Genomic DNA, 23,969 nt, shown 5'->3' on the forward strand with positions numbered 1-23,969 from the left:
GCGCGGCGTGTCGTCGTAAACGACGGCTCGAACGTATAGGGATGAAGGGGGGCGTGACGACGTCGGAAGTGTCCAACGCACAAGACGATCCGTTGTTCGACGAGACGCGACGGATGCAGTTTCTGCGGCTCGGGAGGTCGATTGTAAAACGACGAAATACGTTGTCCAAGCGGTGTTGTCGAGAATGACGAACTTCATACGAAGAGTTCGTGAAAAAAAATTAGAAAGGGTTTAGGATGAATTCGAACGCGCTTGCTTCTGCGCAGTCGTACGAAGGCAGGCACGTCTTCAGACTCAGGCGAGGGAGGTAGCATGGATATTTACAGCAGCTTCGCGAACCGCTTCGAAAAAATGCGAGAGGAAGAGCTCTCGCTGGAGGAGTATCTCGCGCTCTGCAAGAACGATCCATCCGCGTACGCGACGGCTGGTGAACGCATGCTGGCAGCAATCGGGGAACCTGAACACATCGATACCCGCAACGAGCCGCGCCTGTCGCGGATCTTCGCGAACAAGGTCATCAAGGTCTATCCCGCATTCCGTGAGTTCTACGGAATGGAGGAAGTGATCGAGCAGGTGGTCGCGTATTTCCGCCACGCCGCGCAAGGGCTCGAAGAGAAGAAGCAGATCCTCTACCTGCTCGGTCCGGTGGGCGGCGGCAAGTCGTCGATCGCCGAGCGTCTGAAGCAACTGATGGAGCGCGTGCCGTTCTATGCACTGAAGGGCTCGCCCGTCAACGAATCGCCGCTGGGGCTGTTCGACTACGACGAAGACGGCCCGATCCTAGAGGAACAGTACGGCATTCCGCGCCGCTACCTGAAGAGCATCCTGAGCCCGTGGGCCGTCAAGCGCCTGCACGAATACAACGGCGACATCCGCCAGTTCCGCGTCGTGCGCCGCTATCCGTCGATCCTGCGGCAGATCGGCATTGCGAAGACGGAGCCGGGGGACGAGAACAACCAGGACATCTCGTCGCTGGTCGGCAAGGTCGACATCCGCAAGCTCGAGCAGTATGCGCAGGACGACGCCGACGCATACAGCTACTCGGGCGGCCTGTGTCTCGCGAACCAGGGCCTGCTCGAGTTCGTCGAAATGTTCAAGGCGCCGATCAAGGTGCTGCACCCGCTGCTGACCGCCACGCAGGAAGGCAACTTCAAGGGCACCGAGGGCTTCGGCGCGATTCCGTTCGACGGGATCATCCTCGCGCACTCGAACGAGTCGGAGTGGAAGGCGTTCCGCAACAACCGCAACAACGAGGCGCTGCTCGACCGGATCTTCGTCGTGAAGGTGCCGTACTGCCTGCGTGTGTCGGAAGAGACCAAGATCTACGAGAAGCTGATCCGCAACTCGTCGCTCGCCGAGGCCGTATGCGCGCCGGGCACGCTGAAGATGATGTCGCAGTTCTCGGTGCTGTCGCGCCTGCACGAGCCGGAGAATTCGAGCCTGTTCTCGAAGATGCAGGTGTACGACGGCGAAAACCTGAAGGACACCGATCCGAAGGCGAAGTCGTACCAGGAATATCGCGACTACGCGGGTGTGGACGAAGGGATGACGGGCGTGTCGACACGCTTCGCGTTCAAGATCCTGTCGCGCGTGTTCAACTTCGATTCGAGCGAGGTCGCGGCCAATCCCGTGCACCTGATGTACGTGCTCGAACAGCAGATCGAACGCGAGCAGTTCCCGCCGGAAACCGAGCAGAAGTACCTGTCCTTCGTGAAGGACGTGCTCGCGTCGCGCTACGCGGATTTCATCGGCAAGGAGATCCAGACGGCCTACCTCGAGTCGTATTCGGAGTACGGCCAGAACATCTTCGACCGCTACGTCACGTATGCCGACTTCTGGATCCAGGATCAGGAATTCCGCGATCACGATACGGGCGAGAGCTTCGATCGCGCCGCGCTGAACGCGGAGCTGGAGAAGATCGAGAAGCCCGCCGGCATCAGCAATCCGAAGGATTACCGCAACGAGATCGTGAACTTCGTGTTGCGTGCGCGGGCGGCGAATGCGGGCAAGAACCCCGTGTGGACGAGCTACGAGAAGTTGCGCGTCGTGATCGAGAAGAAGATGTTCTCGAACACCGAGGAACTGTTGCCGGTGATTTCGTTCAACGCAAAGGGTTCGGCGGAAGAGCAGCGCAAGCATGAGGACTTTGTAAACCGGATGGTCGCGAAGGGCTATACGCCGAAGCAGGTGAGGCTGCTTTGCGACTGGTACCTGCGCGTGCGCAAGTCGTCATGACGCGCGCGGTACCGAGCCCGTGCGGCGAGTCCGCACGGGCGCTTTCAGGGACGCCGCCCGCATGACGGGAGACGGCATGTGCGGCGAGCGTCCCGGCATATCGACTTTCGAGCGGGAGACCGGCAGTGCTTCATCAAATCATCGACCGCAGGCTGGCCGGCAAGAACAAGAGTATCGCCAACCGCGAACGCTTTCTGCGTCGCGTCAAGAACTACATTCGTCGTGCCGTGTCCGACGCGGTGCGCGACCGTAGCATCAAGGATATCCAGAGCACGCAGAGCATCACGATCCCGCGCAAGGACATCGCGGAGCCGAATTTCCGGCACGGGCCGGGCGGGCGTCGTGAATACGTGCATCCCGGCAACGAGGACTACGTGCGCGGCGACAAGATCCCGCGCCCGCAGGGCGGTTCGGGCGGCGGCGGCAGTCAGGCGAGCAACGAGGGCGAAGGGCAGGACGACTTCGTGTTCGAGCTGTCGCGCGACGAGTTCATGCAGTACTTCTTCGACGATCTCGAACTGCCGCGCCTCGTGAAGACGCACCTGCTGACGGTGCCGAGCTGGAAGAACGTGCGCGCGGGCTGGTCGGCGGAAGGCACGCCGAACAACATCGACGTCGTGCGTTCGCTGCGCAGCGCGCTCGGCCGGCGCATCGCGCTCGGCTCGCCGCTCGTCAACGAGCTGCGCGAACTCGAGGCACAGCTCGAAGCGATGAAGAGCGATCCGGAAGACCGCCGCGCGGAAATCGCGACGCTCGAGGCCGAGATCCATCACCTGAAGGGGCGCATCTGGCGGATTCCGTTCATCGATCCGTTCGACCTGCGCTACATCAACCGCGTGAAGCAGCCGCAGCCGTCGAGCCAGGCCGTGATGTTCTGCCTGATGGACGTGTCGGGCTCGATGGACGAGCAGCGCAAGGATCTCGCGAAGCGCTTCTTCATCCTGCTTTACCTGTTTCTCAAGCGCAACTACGAGCGCATCGAGGTCGTGTTCATCCGTCACCATACGCGCGCCGAGGAAGTCGACGAGGATACCTTCTTCCATTCGACCGAGAGCGGCGGCACGGTCGTGTCGAGCGCGCTCGAACTGATGCGCAAGGTGCAGAACGAGCGTTACTCGCCGACCGAATGGAACATCTACGGCGCGCAGGCGTCCGACGGCGACAACTGGACCGACGATTCGCCCAAGTGTCGCAAAATCCTGGAAGAGGATATCCTCACGAAGACGCGTTACTTCGCGTATATCCAGGTCGCGCCGGAAGAGCAGAATTTGTGGCTGGAATACGCGCAACTGGCGCTGTCGCAACCGCATCTCGCGATGAAAAAAGTGGAATCGGCTGCCGACATTTACCCGGTGTTTCGCGAATTGTTCGAAAAGCAGGTGGAAACGTCATGACGACCCGCCATCTGCACAACGAGTCGCGCGGCTACGAGCCGCGCCCCTCCGGCGGCGACACGGCCGGCCCTGCCGCATCGCAGCAACGCGCGCAGGCCGAACCGTCGCCGCCGGCCGCCGACTTGCCCGGTTCCGGGCAAAAGGAAGCGCGTATGAACGTTGCCGAACGCAAGCCGCTGCCGTGCCCGTCCGACTGGACGTTCGAACTGCTCGAGGAATACGACACGCACATCTCGCAGGTCGCCGAACAATACGAGCTCGACATCTACCCGATCCAGCTCGAACTGATCAGCGCCGAACAGATGATGGACGCGTATGCGTCGGTCGGGATGCCCGTCAACTACCGCCACTGGTCGTTCGGCAAGCACTTCCTTTCGACCGAGAAGAGCTACCGCCGCGGCCAGATGGGCCTCGCGTACGAAATCGTCATCAATTCGAACCCGTGCATCGCGTATCTGATGGAAGAGAACACGATGACGATGCAGGCGCTCGTGATCGCGCACGCGGCGTACGGGCACAACTCGTTTTTCAAGGGCAACTACCTGTTCCGGCTGTGGACCGACGCGCACGCGATCATCGACTATCTCGTGTATGCGAAGAACTACGTCGCGGAATGCGAGGAGCGCTACGGGCTCGATCGCGTCGAGGAACTGCTCGATTCGTGCCATGCGCTGATGAACTACGGCGTCGACCGCTACAAGCGGCCGCAGAAGCCGTCGCTGTCGAAGGAAGCGGCGTTGCGGCGCGAGCGTGAGGCGTACCTGCAGTCGCAGGTGAACGAACTGTGGCGCACGCTGCCGGGCAAGAAACCCGAGCTGATGGAGGAGCAGGAAGACCGCTATCCGCCCGAGCCGCAGGAGAACCTGCTGTATTTCGCGGAGAAGAACGCGCCGCTGCTCGAGCCGTGGGAGCGGGAAGTGATCCGCATCGTGCGCAAGATCGGCCAGTATTTCTACCCGCAGCGGCAGACGCAGGTGATGAACGAAGGCTGGGCGACGTTCTGGCACTACACGCTGCTGAACACGCTGTACAACCAGGGCAAGCTGGAAGACAGCTTCATGATGGAGTTCCTGCATTCGCACAGCAACGTGGTCTACCAGCCGCCCGTCACGAAGCCGTACTACAGCGGGATCAACCCGTACGCCCTCGGTTTCTCGATGATGAGCGACATCCGGCGGATCTGCGAAGCACCGACGGAAGAGGACTACAAGTGGTTTCCGGAGATCGCGGGCACCCCGTGGCTGCCGGCGATGCACTACGCGATGCGCAACTTCAAGGACGAGAGCTTCATCGCACAGTACCTGTCGCCGAACCTGATCCGCGAGATGCGGCTCTTCTCGGTGCTCGACGACGACATGCGCGATTCGCTCGAGGTGTCGGCGATCCACGACGATTCCGGCTACCAGTACGTGCGGCAGGCGTTGTCGCGGCAGTACGACATCCATCACCGCGAGCCGAACATCCAGGTGTGGGCCGTGAACACGCGCGGCGACCGCAGCCTCACGCTGCGCCACTTCATGACCGACAACCGCCACCTGTCGAGCGACAGCGACGAAGTGCTCAAGCACATGGCGCGGCTGTGGCAGTTCGACGTGTACCTGGAAAGCGTCGACGAGGCCGGCACCGTGCGCAAGCGCTACGAGTGCCGCTACGTGCCGCCGGAGGTGCGTGTGTGAGCGCCGCTTTCGAATAGTTTGCATCGGACGCCAGCCCACGGGCTGGCGTTTTCATATGACGAACGCGCGGCGGGAGAAAAATTTTCTACATCCGGACGAACCCGGAAAGCCTGTTACTTTACATTTCGCTAAAATCGCGTAGCGCCGTGCCGCCGGAACCGGTGCCACGTGCGACCGCACGCGGCGGCCCCCAAGCCGTCTCGCCCAGAAAGCATTAAAAGGAACAGACCAATCCATGGACGTCCAGACCGACCAAGCTGCGCTGTCCGCGCATGACACCCGGCGGCGCGTGTTCGCCATCGTCGGCGCCTCATCGGGCAACCTCGTCGAGTGGTTCGACTTCTACATCTACTCGTTCTGCGCGCTGTACTTCGCGCCGGCGTTCTTCCCGAGCGGCAACACGACGACGCAGCTGCTGAACACGGCCGGCGTGTTCGCGGCCGGCTTCCTGATGCGCCCGATCGGCGGCTGGCTGTTCGGCCGCATCGCCGACCGTCACGGCCGCCGCGCGGCGATGATGATCTCGGTGCTGATGATGTGCGGCGGCTCGCTCGTGATCGCGGTGCTGCCGACCTATGCGCAGATCGGCGCGCTCGCGCCGGCGCTGCTGCTGGTCGCGCGCCTGTTCCAGGGCCTGTCGGTGGGCGGCGAATACGGGACGAGCGCGACCTACATGAGCGAGGTCGCGCTGAAGGGCCGGCGCGGCTTCTTCGCGTCGTTCCAGTACGTGACGCTGATCGGCGGCCAGCTTTGTGCGTTGCTGGTGCTCGTGATCCTGCAGCAGACGCTGTCGACCGATGAACTGAAGGCGTGGGGCTGGCGCATTCCGTTCGTCGTCGGCGCGGCGGCCGCGCTGATCTCGCTGTACCTGCGGAAATCGCTCGACGAGACGTCGACGAGCGCATCGCGAGACAAGAAGGACGCCGGCACGATCCGCGGCGTGTGGCGGCACAAGGGCGCGTTCTTCACGGTGGTCGGCTTCACGGCCGGCGGCTCGCTGATCTTCTACACGTTCACGACGTACATGCAGAAGTACCTCGTGAACACGGCCGGCATGCACGCGAAGACGGCCAGCAACGTGATGACCGTCGCGCTGCTCGTCTACATGCTGATGCAGCCGGTGTTCGGCGCACTGTCCGACAAGATCGGCCGCCGCACGTCGATGATCCTGTTCGGCTCGTTCGCGGTGATCGGCACGGTGCCGCTGATGCATGCGCTGAAGGACGTGACGAGCCCCGTGGCCGCGTTCGTGCTGATCACGGTCGCGCTGGCGATCGTCAGCTTCTATACGTCGATCAGCGGCCTCATCAAGGCCGAGATGTTCCCGCCGGAAGTGCGCGCGATGGGCGTCGGCCTGTCGTACGCGGTCGCGAACGCGATCTTCGGCGGCTCGGCCGAGTATGTCGCGCTGTGGTTCAAGTCGATCGGCAGCGAGGAAACCTTTTACTGGTACGTGACGGTGCTGTGCGCGATCTCGCTGATCGTGTCGTGGCGGATGCGCGATCCGAGCAAGGAAGGTTATCTGCGCAACGAACCGTGATCGATTGCGCATCGCGCGCAGTCGCATCGTGACGAACGTCCTGCCAGCCGGCGGGACGTTTTTTTGCGGCGCGCGATTACGCGTGCGGCGGCGCGTGGTCGAACACGCTCGACGGCCGGCCTCGCTCGACCAGCCATGCGAACATCTGCTCGATGCTCGGCGAGCGCGACGGGCCGTATACAGCGAACCGGACGATCGCGCAGGTAGACATCCTCGGCATCGCGTCGGCGGGGCGCGTCATATCGATATCGAAATCGATTCGTTGTCCGTTACGCTCAATTTCCTTAATCTGAGCCGGTAGTTCGTGTGACACCTCCTTGACTGGGATTCGCGCCCGCTGCCTGCAGCGGGCGTCTTTTTTTGCGCTGCATGCCACGCCAGTCCCGACGGGGTTGGTGCCGCTGCGCGGCTCGCATGGCTCATCACGAAACCCGCTGAGCAAAGCACCATTTGTTGGTTCGGATTCGCCGCACGCGCTGATACGTTAGCGGCTTCGCGACACCACACTTCGTCGCGATGTTCCTCGAACCGGCCGCCGCGCGATCCGCGGCGGCCTTCATGACAAATCAGGTCGTGCTCATGAAAATCCACACTCTTGCTACGTGGCTCGTCGGGGCTGCGCTCGTTACCGCAGGCACGGTCGCGCATGCGGACCGTCTCGACGACATCAAGAAGGCCGGCGTGCTGCGCGTCGCGACGTTCGACAGCAACCCGCCGTTCGGTTATGTCGATGCGAAGAACAACCACATCGTCGGCCTCGACGTCGACTATGCGAAGGCACTCGCCGACAAGCTCGGCGTAAAGCTGCAACTCCAGCCGACCAACCCCGCGAACCGCATTCCGTTCCTGACGTCCGGCAAGGTCGATCTCGTGCTTGCGAACTTCACGATCACCGACGAGCGCGCGAAGCAGGTCGACTTCAGCATTCCGTATTTCTCGTCGGGCCAGCAGTTTCTCGCGAAGAAGGGCGTGCTGAAATCGGCCGACCAGTTGAACGGTCTGCGCGTCGGCGCGGACAAGGGCACGACGAACGAGATCACGCTGCGCGAGAAATTCCCGAAGGCGACGATCGTCGCGTACGACGACACGCCGTTCGCGTTCGCCGCGCTGCGCGCCGGCAACGTGCAGGCGATCACGCAGGACGGCCCGAAGCTGATCGGCCTGCTCGCGAACGTGCCCGACAAGCAGAACTACGAGATCCCCGCTTTCACGATCTCGAACGACTACATGGGCGTCGGCGTGCCGAAAGGCGAGACGCGCCTGCTGGGCTTCGTCAACGACACGCTGAAGGGGCTCGAGGCGAACGGCCGCGCCGTGCAGATCTACGATGCATGGTTCGGGCCGACGACGAAGACGCCGCTCACGCGCATCTTCCGCATCGGCGACAAGACCTGAGCCGCGTCGCACGCGCGCCGCGATTTGCCGGAACATCGGCATCGCGGCGCTTTCCGTTTTGTTCCGATCGCGTGCTTAGCGCACGTCCCTCAGCATGCTCGGGTTGGCTCCCAAATATCTGTCCTGGCTCTGGCAGGGTTTCCTGCTGACACTCGGCCTCGCGGCCGCGTCGGCCGTCGCCGCGACCGCCGGCGGGCTGCTGCTCGCGGTCATGCGGCATGTGCGCGGCAGGGTGCTGCGCACGGCGGCCGCCGCATACGTCGTTGCGTTCCGCAACACGCCGCTGCTCGTGCAGTTGCTGTTCTGGTATTTCGGCGTCGCGTCGTTGCTGCCCGACACGTGGATCGCGTGGCTGAACGCGCGCCATGAAGTGAGCGCGGGCCCGCTCACGCTCGCATGGCCATCGTTCGAATTCGTCGCGGGCTGGGTCGGGCTGAGCGCATACACGGCCGCGTTCGTCGCCGAGGAATGCGAAGCCGGCCTGCGCGGCGTGCGCCGCGCGCAACATGACGCGGCAGCCGCGCTCGGCCTCACGCCGATGCAGTCGCTGCGCTACGTGGTATTGCCGCAGGCCGTGCGCATCGCGCTGCCGCCGCTGTTCGGCCAATACATGAATCTCGTGAAGAACTCGTCGCTCGCGATGGCGATCGGTGTGGCCGAGTTGTCATATGCGTCGCGGCAGGTCGAAACGGAAACGTTCAAGACCTTCGCCGCGTTCGGCGTTGCGACCTTGCTGTACGTCGCGGCGGTGGCCGCGATCGAGGCCGGTGCGTACGCGGCCACGCAATGGCGCGACCGGCTTGGCGCGAGGCGTTGACGATGGATTTTTCGCTGCTGCTCTCCAACCTGCCGTACCTGCTCGTCGGCGCGTTCCCGGAAGGCCCGCTCGGCGGCGCCGCGCTGTCGCTGGTGCTTGCGATCGCGTCGGCCGTTGCATCGGCCGTGCTCGGCATCGCGCTCGGTGTCGCGATGGCGCTCGCGCGCGGTCCCGGCCGCCTGCTGCTGCTCGCGTTCATCGGGTTCTTCCGCGCGATTCCCGTGCTGATGCTGATCTTCTGGACGTACTTCCTGATGCCCGTGCTGCTGCATATGGATGTGCCGGGGCTCGCGACGGTCGTCTGCGCGCTCGCGCTCGTCGGCGGCGCGTATCTCGCGCATGCGGTGCATGCGGGCATCGTCGCCGCGGGCGACGGCCAATGGCAGGCCGGGCTGTCGCTCGGGCTCACGCGCTGGCAGACGGTGCGCCATGTGCTGCTGCCGCAGGCGATCCGGATCATGACGCCGTCGTTCGTCAACCAGTGGGTCGCGCTCGTGAAGGACACGTCGCTCGCGTATATCGTCGGCGTGCCGGAACTTTCGTTCGTCGCGACGCAGGTGAACAACCGGCTGATGGTGTATCCGGCGCCGATCTTCCTGTTCGTCGCGGCGATCTATCTGGTGCTGTGCACGTCGCTCGACGGCGCGGCACGCTGGCTGTTGTCTCGCGGCCAGCGTGCGGAACGTGTCGAGCAGGCGAGCGCCGAGCGCGCGGAGCCAGCGCGGTGACGGTGTGCCGTGGCCGTGACGAACGGCCGGTGGGGAAGCGCTAGTGAATATCCGCAGCGGGCAGCACACCGGGCAGGTCGGGCCCGGCGTGCAGTACGGACAGGAACGGTAGATGGCCGGCCGCCTGCGCCGTCGCTTCCGGAGCGACGGGGGGCGGCACGCGCGTCACGACGCCGAGTAGTGCGTGTTGAAGACCGCGCGCAGCGTCGATTTGTCGGTCGCGAAATCGCCCCACAGCGGCCCGTCGTTCTGCGCGAACGCGAACGGCGCCGTATTGATCGACGCGAGGCGGAAGCGCCATTGCGCCGCTTCCTGGCGGAACGCGGTGAGTTGCATGTCGGACAGCGCTGTCTGCGCGTTGGCAAGCGTGACCAGCGGGTCGACCGGGTCGTTCGCGACGCGCACCTCGAAATGCAGGTGCGGGCCCGTTGCGGCGCCCGTCATCCCGACCGAACCGAGCCGCTGGCCCTGCTTCACGATTTCGCCGGTCTTGAGCCCGTGCGCGAACGCGGACAGGTGCGCGTAATAAGTCGAGTAGCCATCCGCGTGATCGACGATCACGTAGCGGCCGTAGCCGCCCGGATCGGTGCCGACGAACGACACGACGCCGTCGGCCGCCGCGCCGACGGGCGTGCCGGACGGCGCGGCGAGATCGACGCCCGTGTGGAACGCCATCGCCTGCGACAGCGGATGGACGCGCTCGCCGAAGAACGAGCTGATGCGCGTCCACTTGACCGGCATCGTGAACGCGGCGGCTTCGAGCGGCGAACCGTCGAGCGTGTAGTACGCGCCGTGCTCGGCACCCGGCGCGCGGAACCAGATCGCGCCGAACGTGCGGCCGGCGACGCGCAGTTCGAGTGCGGTGAGGCGCGGCGTGCCGTCGGTCGTATCGAACGCGACGCGGTAATAGTCGCCGCGCTGTGCACTCGCGCGCATCGCGACCTTGCCGGTGACGAGATCGCCGAGCTGGATGCGCACCTCGGGCGGCATGTCGAGCCGGTTCAGCGTATCGGACAGCGTGAGCTCGATGTCGCCCGCGCGCATCCCGTGCTGGTTTTCGGGCGGCGCAAGCTGGAACAGGCTCGCATAGCCGAGCATGTCGTTGCGGTGTGCGCTGAGCGGCGCAAACAGGCCCGGCTGCAGGCTGCGGTCGTTGCGTTCGCCGTATTCATTGCGCTCGCCGATCGTGCGGGCGAGCTCGCTCGTCACGAAATGCTGTGCGGTGGGAAACGGCGTGTCGGACAGCACGCGCTGCGGCAGCACGGCCGTGCCCGAGTCGACGGCGCCCGGCAGTTGCGATACGGCCGGCAGCGCGGCGGCAAGGCCGAGGGCGGCGAGGGCGCCGAGCACGGCGGCCGGCACGAGCGCGCGCACGACGCGCTGCGCGCGGCCGGGCGCGAAAGCATCAGGAGTTGCGGCAGGCTTGACCAAGGTGTCCACATCCAGGAAAGCGGTTCAAAGGGGGTGTGGGCAGGGGCCGCCGGCGGCTCAACCGTCGAATGGCGACGGGGCGGGCGGCGGGCGTGCAACAAAACAGGCCCCGCCAGGGGCCTGTGTCGTTTCCGTTCGACCCAACGCGCGGGGCGGACCCGCTTCGAACGGCGGCGTGTTTACCGGGTCGAACCCGGTTATCACGAAGACGCTAAAGAATGATGACAGCGTCAGTCTACCGATGTTCCGCGAAACGTTAAAAATTTTAAAGGGGGTCAGCTCATTCGTTTCGCAGTGCGGTAAATCGGGTTAAATCAGAATTTGTTACGATAATTTTCGTCAGTCCGGCAATTTTTGCGCGCGGCCGCGCAGCGCGGCGGACGTGCGGACGGCGTCGAAGCCGGCGTCGAGCATCGCTTCGGCGTCGTTCCACAGATTGCCGCGCAGCCGGTTGGTCCAGATCATCGACGCGAACACGCCTTCGAGCAGCGACACGAGATAGACGGCGGCCAGATGCACGTCGAGATCGGCGGCGAGTTCGCCGGCCGCGATCGCGCGGCGCAGCAGCGCCTTCGTGATTCGCAGCATCTGCAGCTCGAGCAGCATGCGGCGCCGCTGCAGCGCGCCGTTTTCCTCGCTCTGCTCGCACTTCGTATAGAGGATCACGAGCACGCGCTGCATCGGGCCCGGCTCGCCGCACTCCTGCAGATAGTGCGACGCGGCACGCCGCAGCGTGGCGAGCGGCGGCAGGCCGTCGCCCGCGTCGAAGCCTTCCGACGTGCGCGCGAACGCGCGGTCGCACATCGCGAGACACACTTCCATCTTGTTGCGGTAGTGGCCGTAGACGGCGCCCCGCGACATCCCGGCGGCCTCGGCGAGGTCCGCCATCGCGGTTTGCGCGACGCCTTTCTCGAGCAGCACGAGCTCGGCGGCGTCGAGGATCCGGTGCTTGATGGCGAGCGATTCTTCCCGGGTCTTGCGGGCCATGTCGTGAGTTTCCTTACAATTCGCTGTCGTTTTATTGAGACAGTGTGGCGTTCAGGTTGAAACAGCGTTTATTTAATCAGTCGTGACTGATTATAATCGACCACCCTGAGCCGCCGCATTTTATCGGCGGCGAACGATCCGAGGTCACCATGAATAACAACAATTGCTTCCTGTCGCGCTACCGCCGGCTGGCGCCGTTCACGCTGGCGGCCGCGCTCGTCGTGGCCGGATGCGGCAAGGGCGGGCAGGACGCGGAGAAAGAGACCGCGAAGCAGGCGACCGTCGTCACGGTACGCCCGACAGCCGTGCCGATGACCGTCGAATTGCCGGGCCGGCTCGACGCGTACCGGCAGGCGGAAGTGCGCGCGCGGGTCGCGGGCATCGTCACCGCGCGCACCTACGAGGAAGGCCAGGAAGTGAAGCAGGGCGCGGTGCTGTTCCGCATCGATCCCGCGCCGCTGAAGGCCGCGCGCGACGCCGCGCAGGGTGCGCTCGCGAAGGCGCAGGCCGCCGCGCTCGCGGCGAGCGACAAGCGCCGCCGTTACGACGATCTGGTGCGCGACCGCGCGGTCAGCGAGCGCGACCATACCGAGGCCGTTGCCGACGACACGCAGGCGAAAGCCGGGGTTGTATCCGCGAAGGCCGAGCTCGCGCGTGCGCAGTTGCAGCTCGACTATGCGACCGTCACCGCGCCGATCGCGGGCCGCGCACGGCGCGCGCTCGTGACCGAAGGCGCGCTCGTCGGCCAGGACCAGGCGACCCCGCTCACGACCGTCGAGCAGCTCGATCCGATCTACGTGAACTTCTCGCAGCCGGCCGCCGATGTCGACGCGCTGCGCCGCGCGGTGAAGAGCGGTCGCGCGACGGGCATTGCGCAGCACGACATCGCGGTGACGCTGTTGCGCGCCGACGGCACCGCGTATCCGCTGAAGGGCAAGCTGCTGTTCAGCGATCTCGCGGTCGACCCGACCACCGACACCGTCGCGATGCGCGCGCTGTTCCCGAATCCGGAGCGCGAGCTGCTGCCGGGCGCGTATGTGCGGATCGCGCTCGACACCGCGGTCGACCAGCGGGCAATCCTCGTTCCGCGCGACGCGCTGCTGCGCACGACCGATCGCACATCGGTGCGTGTCGTCGGCACGAACGGCAAGGTCAAGGACGTCGAGGTCGCGGCCGACCAGATGAGCGGCCATGGCTGGCGCATCACGCGCGGACTGACGGGCGGCGAGCGCGTGATCGTCGACAACGCCGCGCAGTTCGCGCCCGATACGGCCGTCAAGCCCGTCGAGAAGGCGCCGCCGTCGAAGGCGGCGCCGGCAGCGGCCGCTTCGCAAGCGGCCGCCCGTCAAACCTGACCGGTTCAAACCAACATGGCACGTTTCTTCATCGATCGCCCCGTCTTCGCGTGGGTGATCGCAATCTTCATCATGCTGGGCGGCGCGTTCGCGATCCGCACGCTGCCCGTAGCGCAATATCCGGACATCGCGCCGCCCGTCGTCAGCATCTATGCGACATACCCGGGTGCGTCCGCGCAGGTCGTCGAGGAATCGGTGACCGCGCTGATCGAGCGCGAGATGAACGGCGCGCCGGGGCTGATGTATACGTCCGCGACGAGCAGCGCCGGGATGGCGTCGCTGTACCTGACGTTCAAGCAGGGCGTGAACGCCGATCTCGCGGCCGTCGAAGTGCAGAACCGGCTGAAGACGGTCGAGGCGCGCTTGCCCGAGCCCGTGCGCCGCGACGGCATCCAGGTCGAGAAGGCCGCCGACAACATCCAGCTCGTCGTGTCGCTGACGTCGGACGACGGCCGGATGACCGACGTGCAGCTCGGCGAATATGCATCGGCGAACGTCGTGCAGGCGCTGCGCCGCGTCGCCGGCGTCGGCAGGGTGCAGTTCTGGGGCGCCGAATATGCGATGCGGATCTGGCCCGACCCGGTGAAGATGGCCGGGCACGGCCTCACCGCGTCGGATATCGCGTCGGCGGTGCGCGCGCACAACGCGCGCGTGACGATCGGCGACATCGGCCGCAGCGCGGTGCCGGCCAGCGCGCCGATCGCGGCGACCGTGTTCGCCGACGCGCCGCTGAAGACGCCGGCCGATTTCGGCGCGATCGCGCTGCGCACGCAGGCCGACGGCTCCGCGCTATACCTGCGCGACGTCGCACGCGTCGAGTTCGGCGGCAATGACTACAACTATCCGTCGTACGTGAACGGCAAGGTCGCGACCGGGATGGGCATCAAGCTCGCACCGGGCTCGAACGCGGTATCCACCGAGAAGCGCGTGCGCGCGACGATGGACGAGCTGTCCGCGTATTTCCCGCCGGGCGTGAAGTACCAGATTCCGTACGAGACGTCGTCGTTCGTGCGCGTGTCGATGAACAAGGTCGTCACGACGCTGATCGAGGCCGGCGTGCTGGTGTTCCTCGTGATGTTCCTGTTCATGCAGAACCTGCGCGCGACGCTGATCCCGACGCTCGTCGTGCCGGTCGCGCTTGCGGGCACGTTCGGTGTGATGTATGCGGCGGGCTTCTCGATCAACGTGCTGACGATGTTCGGGATGGTGCTCGCGATCGGCATCCTCGTCGACGATGCGATCGTCGTGGTCGAGAACGTCGAGCGGCTGATGGTCGAGGAAGGGCTCGGCCCGTACGACGCGACCGTCAAGGCGATGAAGCAGATCAGCGGCGCGATCGTCGGGATCACCGTGGTGCTGACGTCGGTGTTCGTGCCGATGGCGTTCTTCGGCGGCGCGGTGGGCAACATCTACCGGCAGTTCGCGCTGTCGCTCGCGGTGTCGATCGGTTTCTCGGCATTCCTCGCGCTGTCGCTGACGCCCGCGCTGTGCGCGACGCTGCTCAAGCCCGTGTCCGGCGACCATCACGAGAAGCGCGGCTTCTTCGGCTGGTTCAACCGCTTCGTCGCGCGTGCGACGCAGCGCTATGCGACGCGTGTCGGCGCGATGCTGAAGAAGCCGCTGCGCTGGCTCGTCGTGTACGGCGCGCTGACCGCGGCCGCGGCGCTGATGCTCACGCAGCTGCCGACCGCGTTCCTGCCGGACGAGGATCAGGGCAACTTCATGGTGATGGTGATCCGGCCGCAGGGCACGCCGCTCGCGGAAACGATGCAGAGCGTGCGCGAGGTCGAGTCGTATATCCGCACCGACGAGCCGGCCGCGTATACGTTCGCGCTCGGCGGTTTCAACCTGTACGGCGAAGGGCCGAACGGCGGGATGATCTTCGTCATGCTGAAGAACTGGAAGGAGCGCAAGGCCGCGCGCGATCACGTGCAGTCGATCGTCGCGCGCGTCAACGAGCGCTTCGCGGACACGCCGAACACGACGGTGTTCGCGATGAACTCGCCGGCGCTGCCCGATCTCGGCTCGTCGAGCGGCTTCGACTTCCGGTTGCAGAACCGCGGCGGGCTCGACTACGCGACGTTCAGCGCCGCGCGCGAGCAACTGCTCGCGGCGGGCGGCAAGGACCGCGCGCTCACCGACCTGATGTTCGCGGGCACGCAGGACGCGCCGCAACTGAAGCTCGACATCGATCGCGCGAAGGCGTCGGCGCTTGGCGTGTCGATGGACGAGATCAACACGACGCTCGCGGTGATGTTCGGCTCGGACTATATCGGCGACTTCATGCACGGCACGCAGGTGCGGCGCGTGGTCGTGCAGGCCGACGGGCTGCACCGGCTCGATCCGGACGACGTGAAGAAGCTGCGCGTGCGCAACGCGCGCGGCGAGATGGTGCCGCTCGCGGCGTTCACGACGCTGCACTGGACGATGGGGCCGCCGCAGCTCACGCGCTACAACGGCTATCCTTCGTTCACGATCAACGGCTCGGCCGCGGCAGGCCACAGCAGCGGCGAGGCGATGGCCGCGATCGAGCGGATCGCCGCGAAGCTGCCGGCCGGCATCGGCTACGCGTGGTCGGGGCAGTCGTTCGAGGAGCGGCTGTCGGGCGCGCAGGCGCCGATGCTGTTCGCGCTGTCGGTGCTGGTCGTGTTCCTCGCGCTCGCGGCGCTCTACGAGAGCTGGTCGATCCCGTTCGCGGTGATGCTGGTCGTCCCGCTCGGCGTGATCGGCGCGGTGCTCGGCGTCACGCTGCGGATGATGCCGAACGACATTTATTTCAAGGTGGGGCTGATCGCGACGATCGGTTTGTCGGCGAAGAACGCGATCCTGATCGTCGAAGTCGCGAAGGATCTGGTCGCGCAGCGCATGTCGCTCGTCGACGCCGCGCTCGAGGCCGCGCGGCTGCGGCTGCGGCCGATCGTGATGACGTCGCTCGCGTTCGGCGTCGGCGTGCTGCCGCTCGCGTTCGCGTCGGGCGCGGCATCCGGCGCGCAGATGGCGATCGGCACCGGCGTGCTCGGCGGCGTGATCACGGCGACCGTGCTCGCGGTGTTCCTCGTGCCGCTGTTTTTCGTGATCGTCGGCCGCCTGTTCGACGTCGGCCCGCGCCGGCGCGGCGGCACGCAGCCGGCGACGATGGAGGGATCCCGATGATGTTTGCGCTGAATGCACGCGCCGTGCTGCGGGCCCAGCTCACGCTGGCCGCCGCGCTCGCGCTCGCCGGCTGCTCGCTCGCGCCGCGCTACGAGCGGCCGGCGGCGCCGGTGCCGGCCACCTATGCGCCGGCCGACGGAAGCCTGGAGCCGGCTGCGACGTCTGATGCAACGCCTGCCGACGCCGCGCGGCTCGACGACTGGCATGCGTATTTCACCGATCCGGCGCTGCAGGCGTGGATCGACGCGGCGCTCGCGAACAACCGCGACCTGCGGATCGCGGCCGGCCGGCTCGAGGAGGCGCGTGCGCTGTACGGCGTGCAGCGCGCGGACCTGATGCCGTCGGTCGATGCGAATCTCGGCTATGAACGCGTGCGCCAGTACGACCCGGTCGTGCGCGAAAGCGCGATCAGCGGGCTGTATCGCGCGGGCGTCGGCGTCAGTGCGTACGAACTCGACCTGTTCGGCCGCGTGCGCAACCTGTCCGACGCGGCGCTCGCCGAATATTTCGCGACGGCCGACGCGCAGCGCACGGTCCGTATCGGCGTGATCGCCGAAGTGGCGGGGGCGTATGTGTCGGAGCGCTCGCTGTACGAGCAGCTCGCGCTGGCGCAGCGCACGCTCGACGCACGCGGGCGCATCGCCGCGCTCACGCAGCGCCGCTACGCGGCAGGCACGAGCGACGCGATCGAGCTGCGCTCGGCCGAGATGCTGGTGGCGTCCGCGCGTGCGTCGCAGGCCGCGCTGCAGCGCGAGCATGCGCAGGCCGTGCGGGCGCTGCAGTTGCTCGCGGGCGATTTCGCGCGCAACGTGCCCGGCGACGCGACCGCGCTCGACACGTTGTCGATCGCGCCCGTGGCACCCGGCGCACCGAGCGCGCTGCTCGAACGGCGGCCGGACATCCGGCAGGCCGAGGCGCGGCTCAAGGCCGCGAACGCGCAGATCGGCGCCGCACGCGCGGCGTTCTTCCCGCGCATCGCGCTGACGACCGACTACGGCTCGGTCAGCGACGCGTTCTCGAGCCTGTTCGCGGCGGGCACGAGCGTGTGGACGTTCGCGCCGCGCATCACGCTGCCGATCTTCGCGGGCGGACGCAATCGCGCGAACCTCGACGTCGCGAACGCGCGCAAGCACATCGCGGTCGCCGAATACGAGAAGACCGTGCAGACCGCGTTCCGCGAAGTGGCCGACGCGTTCGCCGCGCGCGACTGGATCGATCGTCAGTTGGCGGCGCAGCAGGACGTCTACACGGCGGACGGTGCGCGGCTGAAGCTCGCGGAGCGCCGTTATGCGGGCGGCGTCGCGACGTATCTCGAACTGCTCGACGCGCAGCGCAGCACGTACGAGTCGGGGCAGGAACTGATCCGGCTCAAGCAACTCCGGCTCGCGAACGCGATCGCGCTGTATCGCGCGCTCGGCGGCGGCTGGGCGCCCGCATCGGCGTCGGCGTCGACGGAGGTCGCGGCTTCCGCATGATGTGCGTTGCCTGACGCCGCAGCGCGCCGGGCAACGAGACGGCGGCCGCACGATTCGACGTGCGGCCGCCGTTTCGATCGACATCGTTGCCCGCTGCATCGCCGATCTCTATCGGCGTTGGCTTCCGCTGCCGGGCAAGTCATCCAGGCCGCTTTTCATCCCGTGGCAGCGCGGAAGGGCATCTTCCGGAACGGCCCGCATCCGGCGACCGATCGTGTCGCCATCCGGCGCAAACGTGCGCCGCGCATCTTCCTTTTTCATCTCGTCCATTCAGACCCGCACATCGCGTGCCGACGGTCGCGCAAATGCCTGATTCTCGATCGGCAATTGACGATCGGATTAATTCGTGTATTGGAATTAATGAGGGCGGCAAAGTGTCGCGGCAAAACGTTTGTATTTGTTTCGCAATCGTTTGCGCAATAAATCGGGGCTGTCGGAATTCGGAGTTAATTTCCTGTCGGTTGAAAATGATTTGATATCGGTGTTGTCGTCCGGCAACGATGGCGGCATTGGACAAGATTTTGTCTTTTTCGGATCGAGTCCGGGGTGCGCCAATGCCAGCAAGGATGAGGTGGGTTATTTGGGTCATCGAAGAAAAATATCGTTAATCTTCAATCGGTTCCGTGGGGCAAAAAAATAACTTCGGGGTAAATCGAGTGGATTGAGGATTGTCGGGAGGGGATGTGATTTTCGAGATGTAAATCGAACATTGTCAGAAGCATTTAACAATGATTTACAAAAAACTTTCACGATTATCTCGATAATGCCGCCTCGTGACGGACGGGAGCCAACCACACGCTGCCTTTTGTATCCGCCACGTCGTCCATTCCCCTTGCAATTCTCACGGAAAACGTCATGAAAAAATCCCTCCTGACCGCTGTCGCACTCGCGGCCCTGTCGACCTCGGCCTTCGCAGCGGGCACCGGCACGATCAACTTCACGGGCGAGATCGTCGCGGGCGCATGCGGCATCGATTCGGGCTCGGTCAACCAGACCGTGAATCTCGGCAAGGTGCCGACCAACGTGTTCAAGCAGGCTGGCGACAAGTCCACGCCGACCAACTTCGACATCAAGCTGACCGACTGCGACACGAGCATCGCGCAGAACGCGTACTTCACGTTCACGGGCACGTCGAGCGCTGGCCAGCCGAAGCTGCTCGCCACGATCGGTTCGGCAACCAACGTCGGCATCCGCCTGCAGGCCGCGTCGGGCGAATACCTCGACAACGGCGCCGAGCAGAAGGCCCCGACCGTGCTGCAAAACGGCACGAACATCGCACGCTTCGCAGCGATGTACGAAGCGACGGCAGCCGGCGTGACGCCGGGTACCGCCGACGGCGTCGCGAACTTCACGGTTCGCTACCAGTAAGCGTCCGTATCGGAGGAGGGGTGCGTGCATCCCTTCCTCCTTCTTCTTTCCTTCCTGTTTCCTTCTCCTCGGACTTCCGGTAGCGCCGCGTGCGAATCAGACATTCCTTCCTTTGCGTCTGCGTGCTGGTCGTCGGCAGCCAGAGCCATGCGACGGAATTCAATGCGTCGTTTCTCGACATCGACGGAACGAGCAATGTCGACCTGTCGCAGTTCTCGCAGGCCGACTTCACGCTGCCGGGCGAGTACATGCTCGACGTGCAGGTCAACGACCTGTTCTACGGGCTGCAGGCGATCGAGTTCATTGCCGTCGACGCGTCCGGAGCGGGCAAGCCATGCCTGCGGCCGGAGCTCGTCGCGCAGTTCGGGCTGAAGCCTTCGCTCGCGAAGGACCTGCCGCGCTTCCAGGGCGGACGCTGCGTCGATCTCGGCGCGATCGAGGGGGCGACCGTGCGTTACCTGAAGAGCGACGGGCGGCTCAAGATCACGATTCCGCAGGCCGCGCTCGAATTCACCGATTCGACCTACCTGCCGCCGGAGCGCTGGTCCGAAGGGATTCCCGGCGCGATGCTCGACTATCGCGTGATCGCGAACACGAACCGCAACTTCGGTGCGGGCGGCGGGCAGACGAATTCGATCCAGGCCTACGGGACGATCGGCGCGAACTGGGATGCATGGCGCTTTCGCGGCGACTACCAGGCGCAGTCGAACGTGGGCAACACGGCGTACGCGGACCGCACGTTCCGCTTCAGCCGGCTTTACGCGTTTCGCGCGCTGCCGTCGATCCAGTCGACGGTGACGTTCGGCGACGACTACCTGAGCTCCGACATTTTCGACACGTTCGCGCTGACAGGCGCGTCGATCCGCAGCGACGACCGCATGCTGCCGCCTTCGCTGCGCGGTTATGCGCCGCTGATCGCGGGCGTCGCGCGCACCAACGCGACCGTGACCGTGTCGCAGGCGGGCCGCGTGCTGTACGTGACGCGCGTGTCGCCGGGCGCGTTCGCGCTGCAGAACATCAACACGAGCGTGCAGGGCACGCTCGACGTCGCGGTCGAGGAAGAGGACGGCAGCGTGCAGCGCTTTCAGGTGACGACGGCCGCCGTACCGTTTCTCGCGCGCACCGGACAGTTGCGCTACAAGGCTGCCGTCGGCAAGCCGCGCCTGTTCGGCGGCGCCGGCATCACGCCGTTCTTCGGCTTCGGCGAAATCGCGTACGGTCTGCCGCTCGACGTCACGGTGTACGGCGGCTTCATCGCCGCATCGGGCTATACGTCGATCGCGCTCGGCATCGGCCGCGATTTCGGCGCGTTCGGCGCGGTGTCGACCGACGTCACGCATGCGCGGGCGCGCCTGTGGTGGAACGGCGCGACGCGCAACGGCAACTCGTACCGCGTCAACTATTCGAAGCACTTCGACGGGCTCGACGCCGACGTGCGCTTCTTCGGCTACCGCTTCTCCGAACGCGACTACACGAACTTCGCGCAGTTCACGGGCGACCCGACCGCGTACGGCCTCGCGAACAGCAAGCAGCGCTACTCGGCGACGATGTCGAAGCGCTTCGGCGACACGTCGACCTATTTCTCGTACGACCAGACGACCTACTGGGCGCGCTCGTCCGAGCAGCGCGTCGGCCTCACGTTGACGCGTGCGTTCTCGGTCGGCGCGCTGCGCAACCTGAACGTCAGCGTGTCGGCATTTCGCACGCAGAGCGCGGGCGCGAGCGGCAACCAGTTTTCGATCACCGCGACGCTGCCGATCGGCGGCCGCCACACCGTCACGTCGAACCTGACGACGGGCAGCGGCAGCACGAGCGTGAACGCGGGCTACATCTACGACGATCCGGACGGCCGCACCTACCAGGTCAACGCGGGCGCGACCGACGGCCGCGCATCGGCGAACGCGAGCTTCCGCCAGCGTGCGTCGGCGTACCAGCTCACGGCGCAGGCGTCGACGCTCGCCAATGCGTATGCTGCCGCGTCGCTCGAGGTCGACGGTTCGTTCGTCGCGACGCAGTACGGCGTGTCCGCGCACGCGAACGGCAACGCGGGCGATACGCGGCTGCTGGTGTCGACCGACGGCGTGCCCGACGTGCCGCTGTCCGGCACGCTCACGCATACCGATTCGCGCGGCTATGCGGTGCTCGACGGCATCTCGCCGTACAACGTGTACGACGCGACCGTCAACGTCGAGAAGCTGCCGCTCGAAGTGCAGGTGACGAACCCGATCCAGCGCATGGTACTGACCGACGGCGCGATCGGCTTCGTGAAGTTCGCCGCCGCGCGCGGCAGCAACCTGTACCTGACGCTGACCGACCCGGCCGGCAAGCCGCTGCCGTTCGGTGCGTCGGTGCAGGACGCGGCGAACGGCAAGGAGCTCGGCATCGTCGGCGAGGGCGGTGCGGCGTTCCTGACGCAGGTTCAGCCGAAGTCGTCGCTCGCGGTGCGCGCGGGCGAACGCACGCTCTGCACGGTCGATGCGCTGCCGAACCAGCTCCAACTCGAAGGCACGCCGATCCCGGTGACGTGCCAGACGCCCGGCGAGTCGCACGCAGCGGCCGCGCGGGTCGAACGATGATTCCACGGATCCTGCGATGAAAAACTCTCTTTCCCTTTCCTTCCCGCGCCGCGCGTCGTGCGCACTCGCGACCGCCGGCGCGCTGCTCGCGGGCGCCGCGCATGCGGCGATCGTGCCGGACCGCACGCGCGTGATCTTCAACGAAGGCGAGCAGGCCGCGATCGTCACGATCACGAACAAGAGCACGACGTATCCGTATCTCGTGCAGTCGTGGCTCGAGGACGCGAAAGGCAACAAGATCACGTCGCCGCTGATGGTCGTGCCGCCGCTGCAGCGCGTCGAGGCGAACGAGCGCAACGTGCTGCGGATCGCGAAGCTGCCGGGCACCGAGTTGCCGGCCGATCGCGAATCGGTGTTCTACCTGAACATCCGCGAAGTGCCGCCGAAGACCGATACGCCGAACACGCTGCAGATCGCGCTGCATACGCAGATGAAGCTGTTCTACCGGCCGAAGGCCGTGCAGCCAGCGCGCGACGAGGACTGGACGCTGCCGATGACGCTGCGCGTCGACGCGGCCGCGCACAAGCTGGTGTTCGACAACCCGACGCCGTATCACGTGACGGTGGTCGACGTGAGTTCGGGCGCGCAGAAGACGCCGGTGCCGATCGAGCCCGTGATGGTGAGCCCGATGAGCACGGCCGACGTGCCGTTCAAGGCCGCGACGCCGTCGACGCTGTTCGTCACGCATATCGACGATTACGGCGGCCAGGTGGCGGTCGAGTATGCGTGCGAGGCGGGGGCTTGCAAGAGCGTGAAGAAATGAACGGGGGAATGCGTCATCGGGAATCGCCGGCGGCATGGTTGCGCTGGGTCGTACTCGTGCTGCTGGTCTCGGCCGTGCAGCCTGCGTGGGCACTGCGCTGCCTGACCAACAGCGGCGCGACTTCGTTGACCGAGCCGATCGGCGGCGTTGCGTCGTATCCGACCGACGCGCCGGACGGCTACGTGATCTGGGTGTCGCCGGTGCGCACGACGTCGGGGTACTGCTACAAGGACCTGGGTGACGACGGCAGCCTGAAGGTCGTCGACAACATTTATTTCTACGCGAATCCGAATCGCACGAACCCTGCCGCATGGGGGCTCGAGATCGGCATCCGCTACAAGGGCGTCGACTATTTCGACAAGACCAGCAATCGCGGCGGCGGGGTGTTTACCGGATATTCGGTGCCGCCGTGCAGCAGGTACGACTTCGACCGCGGGCGTTGCCAGCAGACGCGCATCAGCATCGACTATCAGGTCGTCGTGCGCAAGAAGGGCAACTGGGTCCAGCCGCCGAGCGATATCTATACGGTGTTCCAGTTCGACGGCGAGTTCGGGCTGAATGCATTCGGCACGAGCTTCCAGTACCGCCTGAGCGGCCTGCGCAACCTCAAGCCGACGCCGTGCTTCGTCGACGTACTCGTGACGCCCGAACCGGGCATCGTCAACTTCGGACAGGTGCAGGCGGTCGGCAACGGCTTCCTGCCGGCGGTGCCGCGCAAGCGATTCTCGTTGTCGCTGACCAAGAAATGCAACGTCGCGGTGCGCGTCGACGGGTACTTCGAAACGAGCTATCCGGTTCGGAACGGTTTGCTGGTACCTGCGAAGGACAGCAATTTCGGCATCGGCATCGAAGACAGCCAGGGCAAGGCGATTCCGTTCAACGAACAGTTCACGCTGACGCAGTTTCCCTCCAACGTGATGAATCAGAGCGTGCTGATGGACGCGGTGCTGAAGTCGTTCGGGCCGCCGAAGATCGGGCGATTCGATGCGACGGCGACGATCCGGTTGTTTATCTATTGACGCATGCGTGCGCGGTCGGCATCGCACGATCACGTTCGCTCGAACAACGATCCCGTC

The 23,969-nt window shown here is 65.5% G+C and carries 18 protein-coding genes; 14 read left to right on the forward strand and 4 right to left on the reverse strand.

Annotated elements, in window-relative coordinates; all coding sequences use genetic code 11:
• The first annotated feature begins 312 nt into the window (after positions 1-312).
• From FPJ27_RS27090 to FPJ27_RS27105, 4 genes are all read left to right on the forward strand, one after another.
• Positions 313-2,235 (forward strand): PrkA family serine protein kinase, encoded by a 1,923-nt coding sequence (locus FPJ27_RS27090; RefSeq protein ID WP_034184123.1) that lies wholly within the window; start codon positions 313-315, stop codon positions 2,233-2,235.
• A 125-nt stretch (positions 2,236-2,360) separates the two neighbouring features.
• On the forward strand, positions 2,361-3,629 hold the full coding sequence (locus FPJ27_RS27095) for a YeaH/YhbH family protein (RefSeq protein WP_034184124.1): 1,269 nt from the start codon (positions 2,361-2,363) through the stop codon (positions 3,627-3,629).
• Positions 3,626-5,305: a SpoVR family protein gene (locus FPJ27_RS27100; RefSeq protein ID WP_204426304.1), complete on the forward strand. Its 1,680-nt coding sequence runs from the start codon at positions 3,626-3,628 to the stop codon at positions 5,303-5,305. The genes FPJ27_RS27095 and FPJ27_RS27100 overlap by 4 nt, the downstream gene beginning before the upstream one ends.
• Positions 5,306-5,540: 235 nt before the next feature.
• On the forward strand, positions 5,541-6,845 hold the full coding sequence (locus FPJ27_RS27105; RefSeq protein ID WP_072441484.1) for an MFS family transporter: 1,305 nt from the start codon (positions 5,541-5,543) through the stop codon (positions 6,843-6,845).
• A 76-nt stretch (positions 6,846-6,921) separates the two neighbouring features.
• Here FPJ27_RS27105 and FPJ27_RS27110 read toward each other — a convergent pair whose 3' ends face one another.
• On the reverse strand, positions 6,922-7,086 hold the full coding sequence (locus FPJ27_RS27110) for a hypothetical protein (protein ID WP_204426305.1): 165 nt from the start codon (positions 7,084-7,086) through the stop codon (positions 6,922-6,924).
• 338 nt (positions 7,087-7,424) lie between these two features.
• On the opposite strand from FPJ27_RS27110, the gene FPJ27_RS27115 reads away from it, so the two are divergent.
• The 3 genes from FPJ27_RS27115 (at position 7,425) to FPJ27_RS27125 (ending at position 9,785) form a co-directional block, all read left to right on the forward strand.
• Positions 7,425-8,240, forward strand: a complete 816-nt coding sequence (locus FPJ27_RS27115) for an ABC transporter substrate-binding protein (RefSeq protein ID WP_041489925.1) — start codon at positions 7,425-7,427, stop codon at positions 8,238-8,240.
• Between the two features lie 94 nt (positions 8,241-8,334).
• Positions 8,335-9,057 (forward strand): amino acid ABC transporter permease, encoded by a 723-nt coding sequence (locus FPJ27_RS27120; RefSeq protein WP_204426306.1) that lies wholly within the window; start codon positions 8,335-8,337, stop codon positions 9,055-9,057.
• A gap of 2 nt (positions 9,058-9,059) precedes the next feature.
• On the forward strand, positions 9,060-9,785 hold the full coding sequence (locus FPJ27_RS27125; protein ID WP_072441758.1) for an amino acid ABC transporter permease: 726 nt from the start codon (positions 9,060-9,062) through the stop codon (positions 9,783-9,785).
• Positions 9,786-9,950: 165 nt separating this feature from the next.
• Here FPJ27_RS27125 and FPJ27_RS27130 read toward each other — a convergent pair whose 3' ends face one another.
• Both FPJ27_RS27130 and FPJ27_RS27135 read right to left on the reverse strand, forming a co-directional pair.
• A complete protein-coding gene (locus tag FPJ27_RS27130; RefSeq protein WP_204426307.1) occupies positions 9,951-11,216 on the reverse strand; it encodes a M23 family metallopeptidase in 1,266 nt (421 codons plus the stop codon).
• A gap of 339 nt (positions 11,217-11,555) precedes the next feature.
• Positions 11,556-12,203 carry a TetR family transcriptional regulator gene (locus FPJ27_RS27135; RefSeq protein WP_072441475.1) on the reverse strand — a complete coding sequence of 216 codons (648 nt, stop codon included), beginning with the start codon at positions 12,201-12,203 and terminating at the stop codon, positions 11,556-11,558.
• 149 nt (positions 12,204-12,352) lie between these two features.
• On the opposite strand from FPJ27_RS27135, the gene FPJ27_RS27140 reads away from it, so the two are divergent.
• From FPJ27_RS27140 to FPJ27_RS27150, 3 genes are read left to right on the forward strand one after another with little or no spacing between them, the layout of a single operon-like run.
• Positions 12,353-13,558 carry a MexX/AxyX family multidrug efflux RND transporter periplasmic adaptor subunit gene (locus tag FPJ27_RS27140; RefSeq protein WP_204426308.1) on the forward strand — a complete coding sequence of 402 codons (1,206 nt, stop codon included), beginning with the start codon at positions 12,353-12,355 and terminating at the stop codon, positions 13,556-13,558.
• Between the two features lie 15 nt (positions 13,559-13,573).
• The gene (locus FPJ27_RS27145) at positions 13,574-16,711 is read left to right on the forward strand and encodes a multidrug efflux RND transporter permease subunit (protein ID WP_204426309.1); all 3,138 of its coding nucleotides are present in this window, start codon (positions 13,574-13,576) and stop codon (positions 16,709-16,711) included.
• Positions 16,711-18,186: an efflux transporter outer membrane subunit gene (locus tag FPJ27_RS27150; protein WP_204426356.1), complete on the forward strand. Its 1,476-nt coding sequence runs from the start codon at positions 16,711-16,713 to the stop codon at positions 18,184-18,186. Before FPJ27_RS27145 ends, FPJ27_RS27150 begins: the two co-directional genes overlap by 1 nt.
• 108 nt (positions 18,187-18,294) lie before the next feature.
• Here the strand turns inward: FPJ27_RS27150 and FPJ27_RS27155 are convergent, their stop codons facing one another.
• Positions 18,295-18,456: a hypothetical protein gene (locus FPJ27_RS27155; protein ID WP_204426310.1), complete on the reverse strand. Its 162-nt coding sequence runs from the start codon at positions 18,454-18,456 to the stop codon at positions 18,295-18,297.
• A gap of 585 nt (positions 18,457-19,041) precedes the next feature.
• Between FPJ27_RS27155 and FPJ27_RS27160 the strand changes: the two genes are divergently transcribed.
• From FPJ27_RS27160 to FPJ27_RS27175, 4 genes are all read left to right on the forward strand, one after another.
• A complete protein-coding gene (locus tag FPJ27_RS27160) occupies positions 19,042-19,554 on the forward strand; it encodes a fimbrial protein (protein ID WP_034184132.1) in 513 nt (170 codons plus the stop codon).
• Between the two features lie 122 nt (positions 19,555-19,676).
• Positions 19,677-22,130 carry a fimbria/pilus outer membrane usher protein gene (locus FPJ27_RS27165; RefSeq protein WP_204426357.1) on the forward strand — a complete coding sequence of 818 codons (2,454 nt, stop codon included), beginning with the start codon at positions 19,677-19,679 and terminating at the stop codon, positions 22,128-22,130.
• A 16-nt stretch (positions 22,131-22,146) separates the two neighbouring features.
• Positions 22,147-22,893, forward strand: a complete 747-nt coding sequence (locus FPJ27_RS27170; RefSeq protein ID WP_204426311.1) for a molecular chaperone — start codon at positions 22,147-22,149, stop codon at positions 22,891-22,893.
• 8 nt (positions 22,894-22,901) lie between these two features.
• Positions 22,902-23,912: a fimbrial protein gene (locus tag FPJ27_RS27175; RefSeq protein WP_239483387.1), complete on the forward strand. Its 1,011-nt coding sequence runs from the start codon at positions 22,902-22,904 to the stop codon at positions 23,910-23,912.
• Positions 23,913-23,969 lie beyond the last annotated feature (57 nt).

Origin of the sequence: Burkholderia sp. MS455 (assembly GCF_016899445.1) — a bacterium.
In the GTDB taxonomy this organism is placed as follows: domain Bacteria; phylum Pseudomonadota; class Gammaproteobacteria; order Burkholderiales; family Burkholderiaceae; genus Burkholderia; species Burkholderia pyrrocinia_C.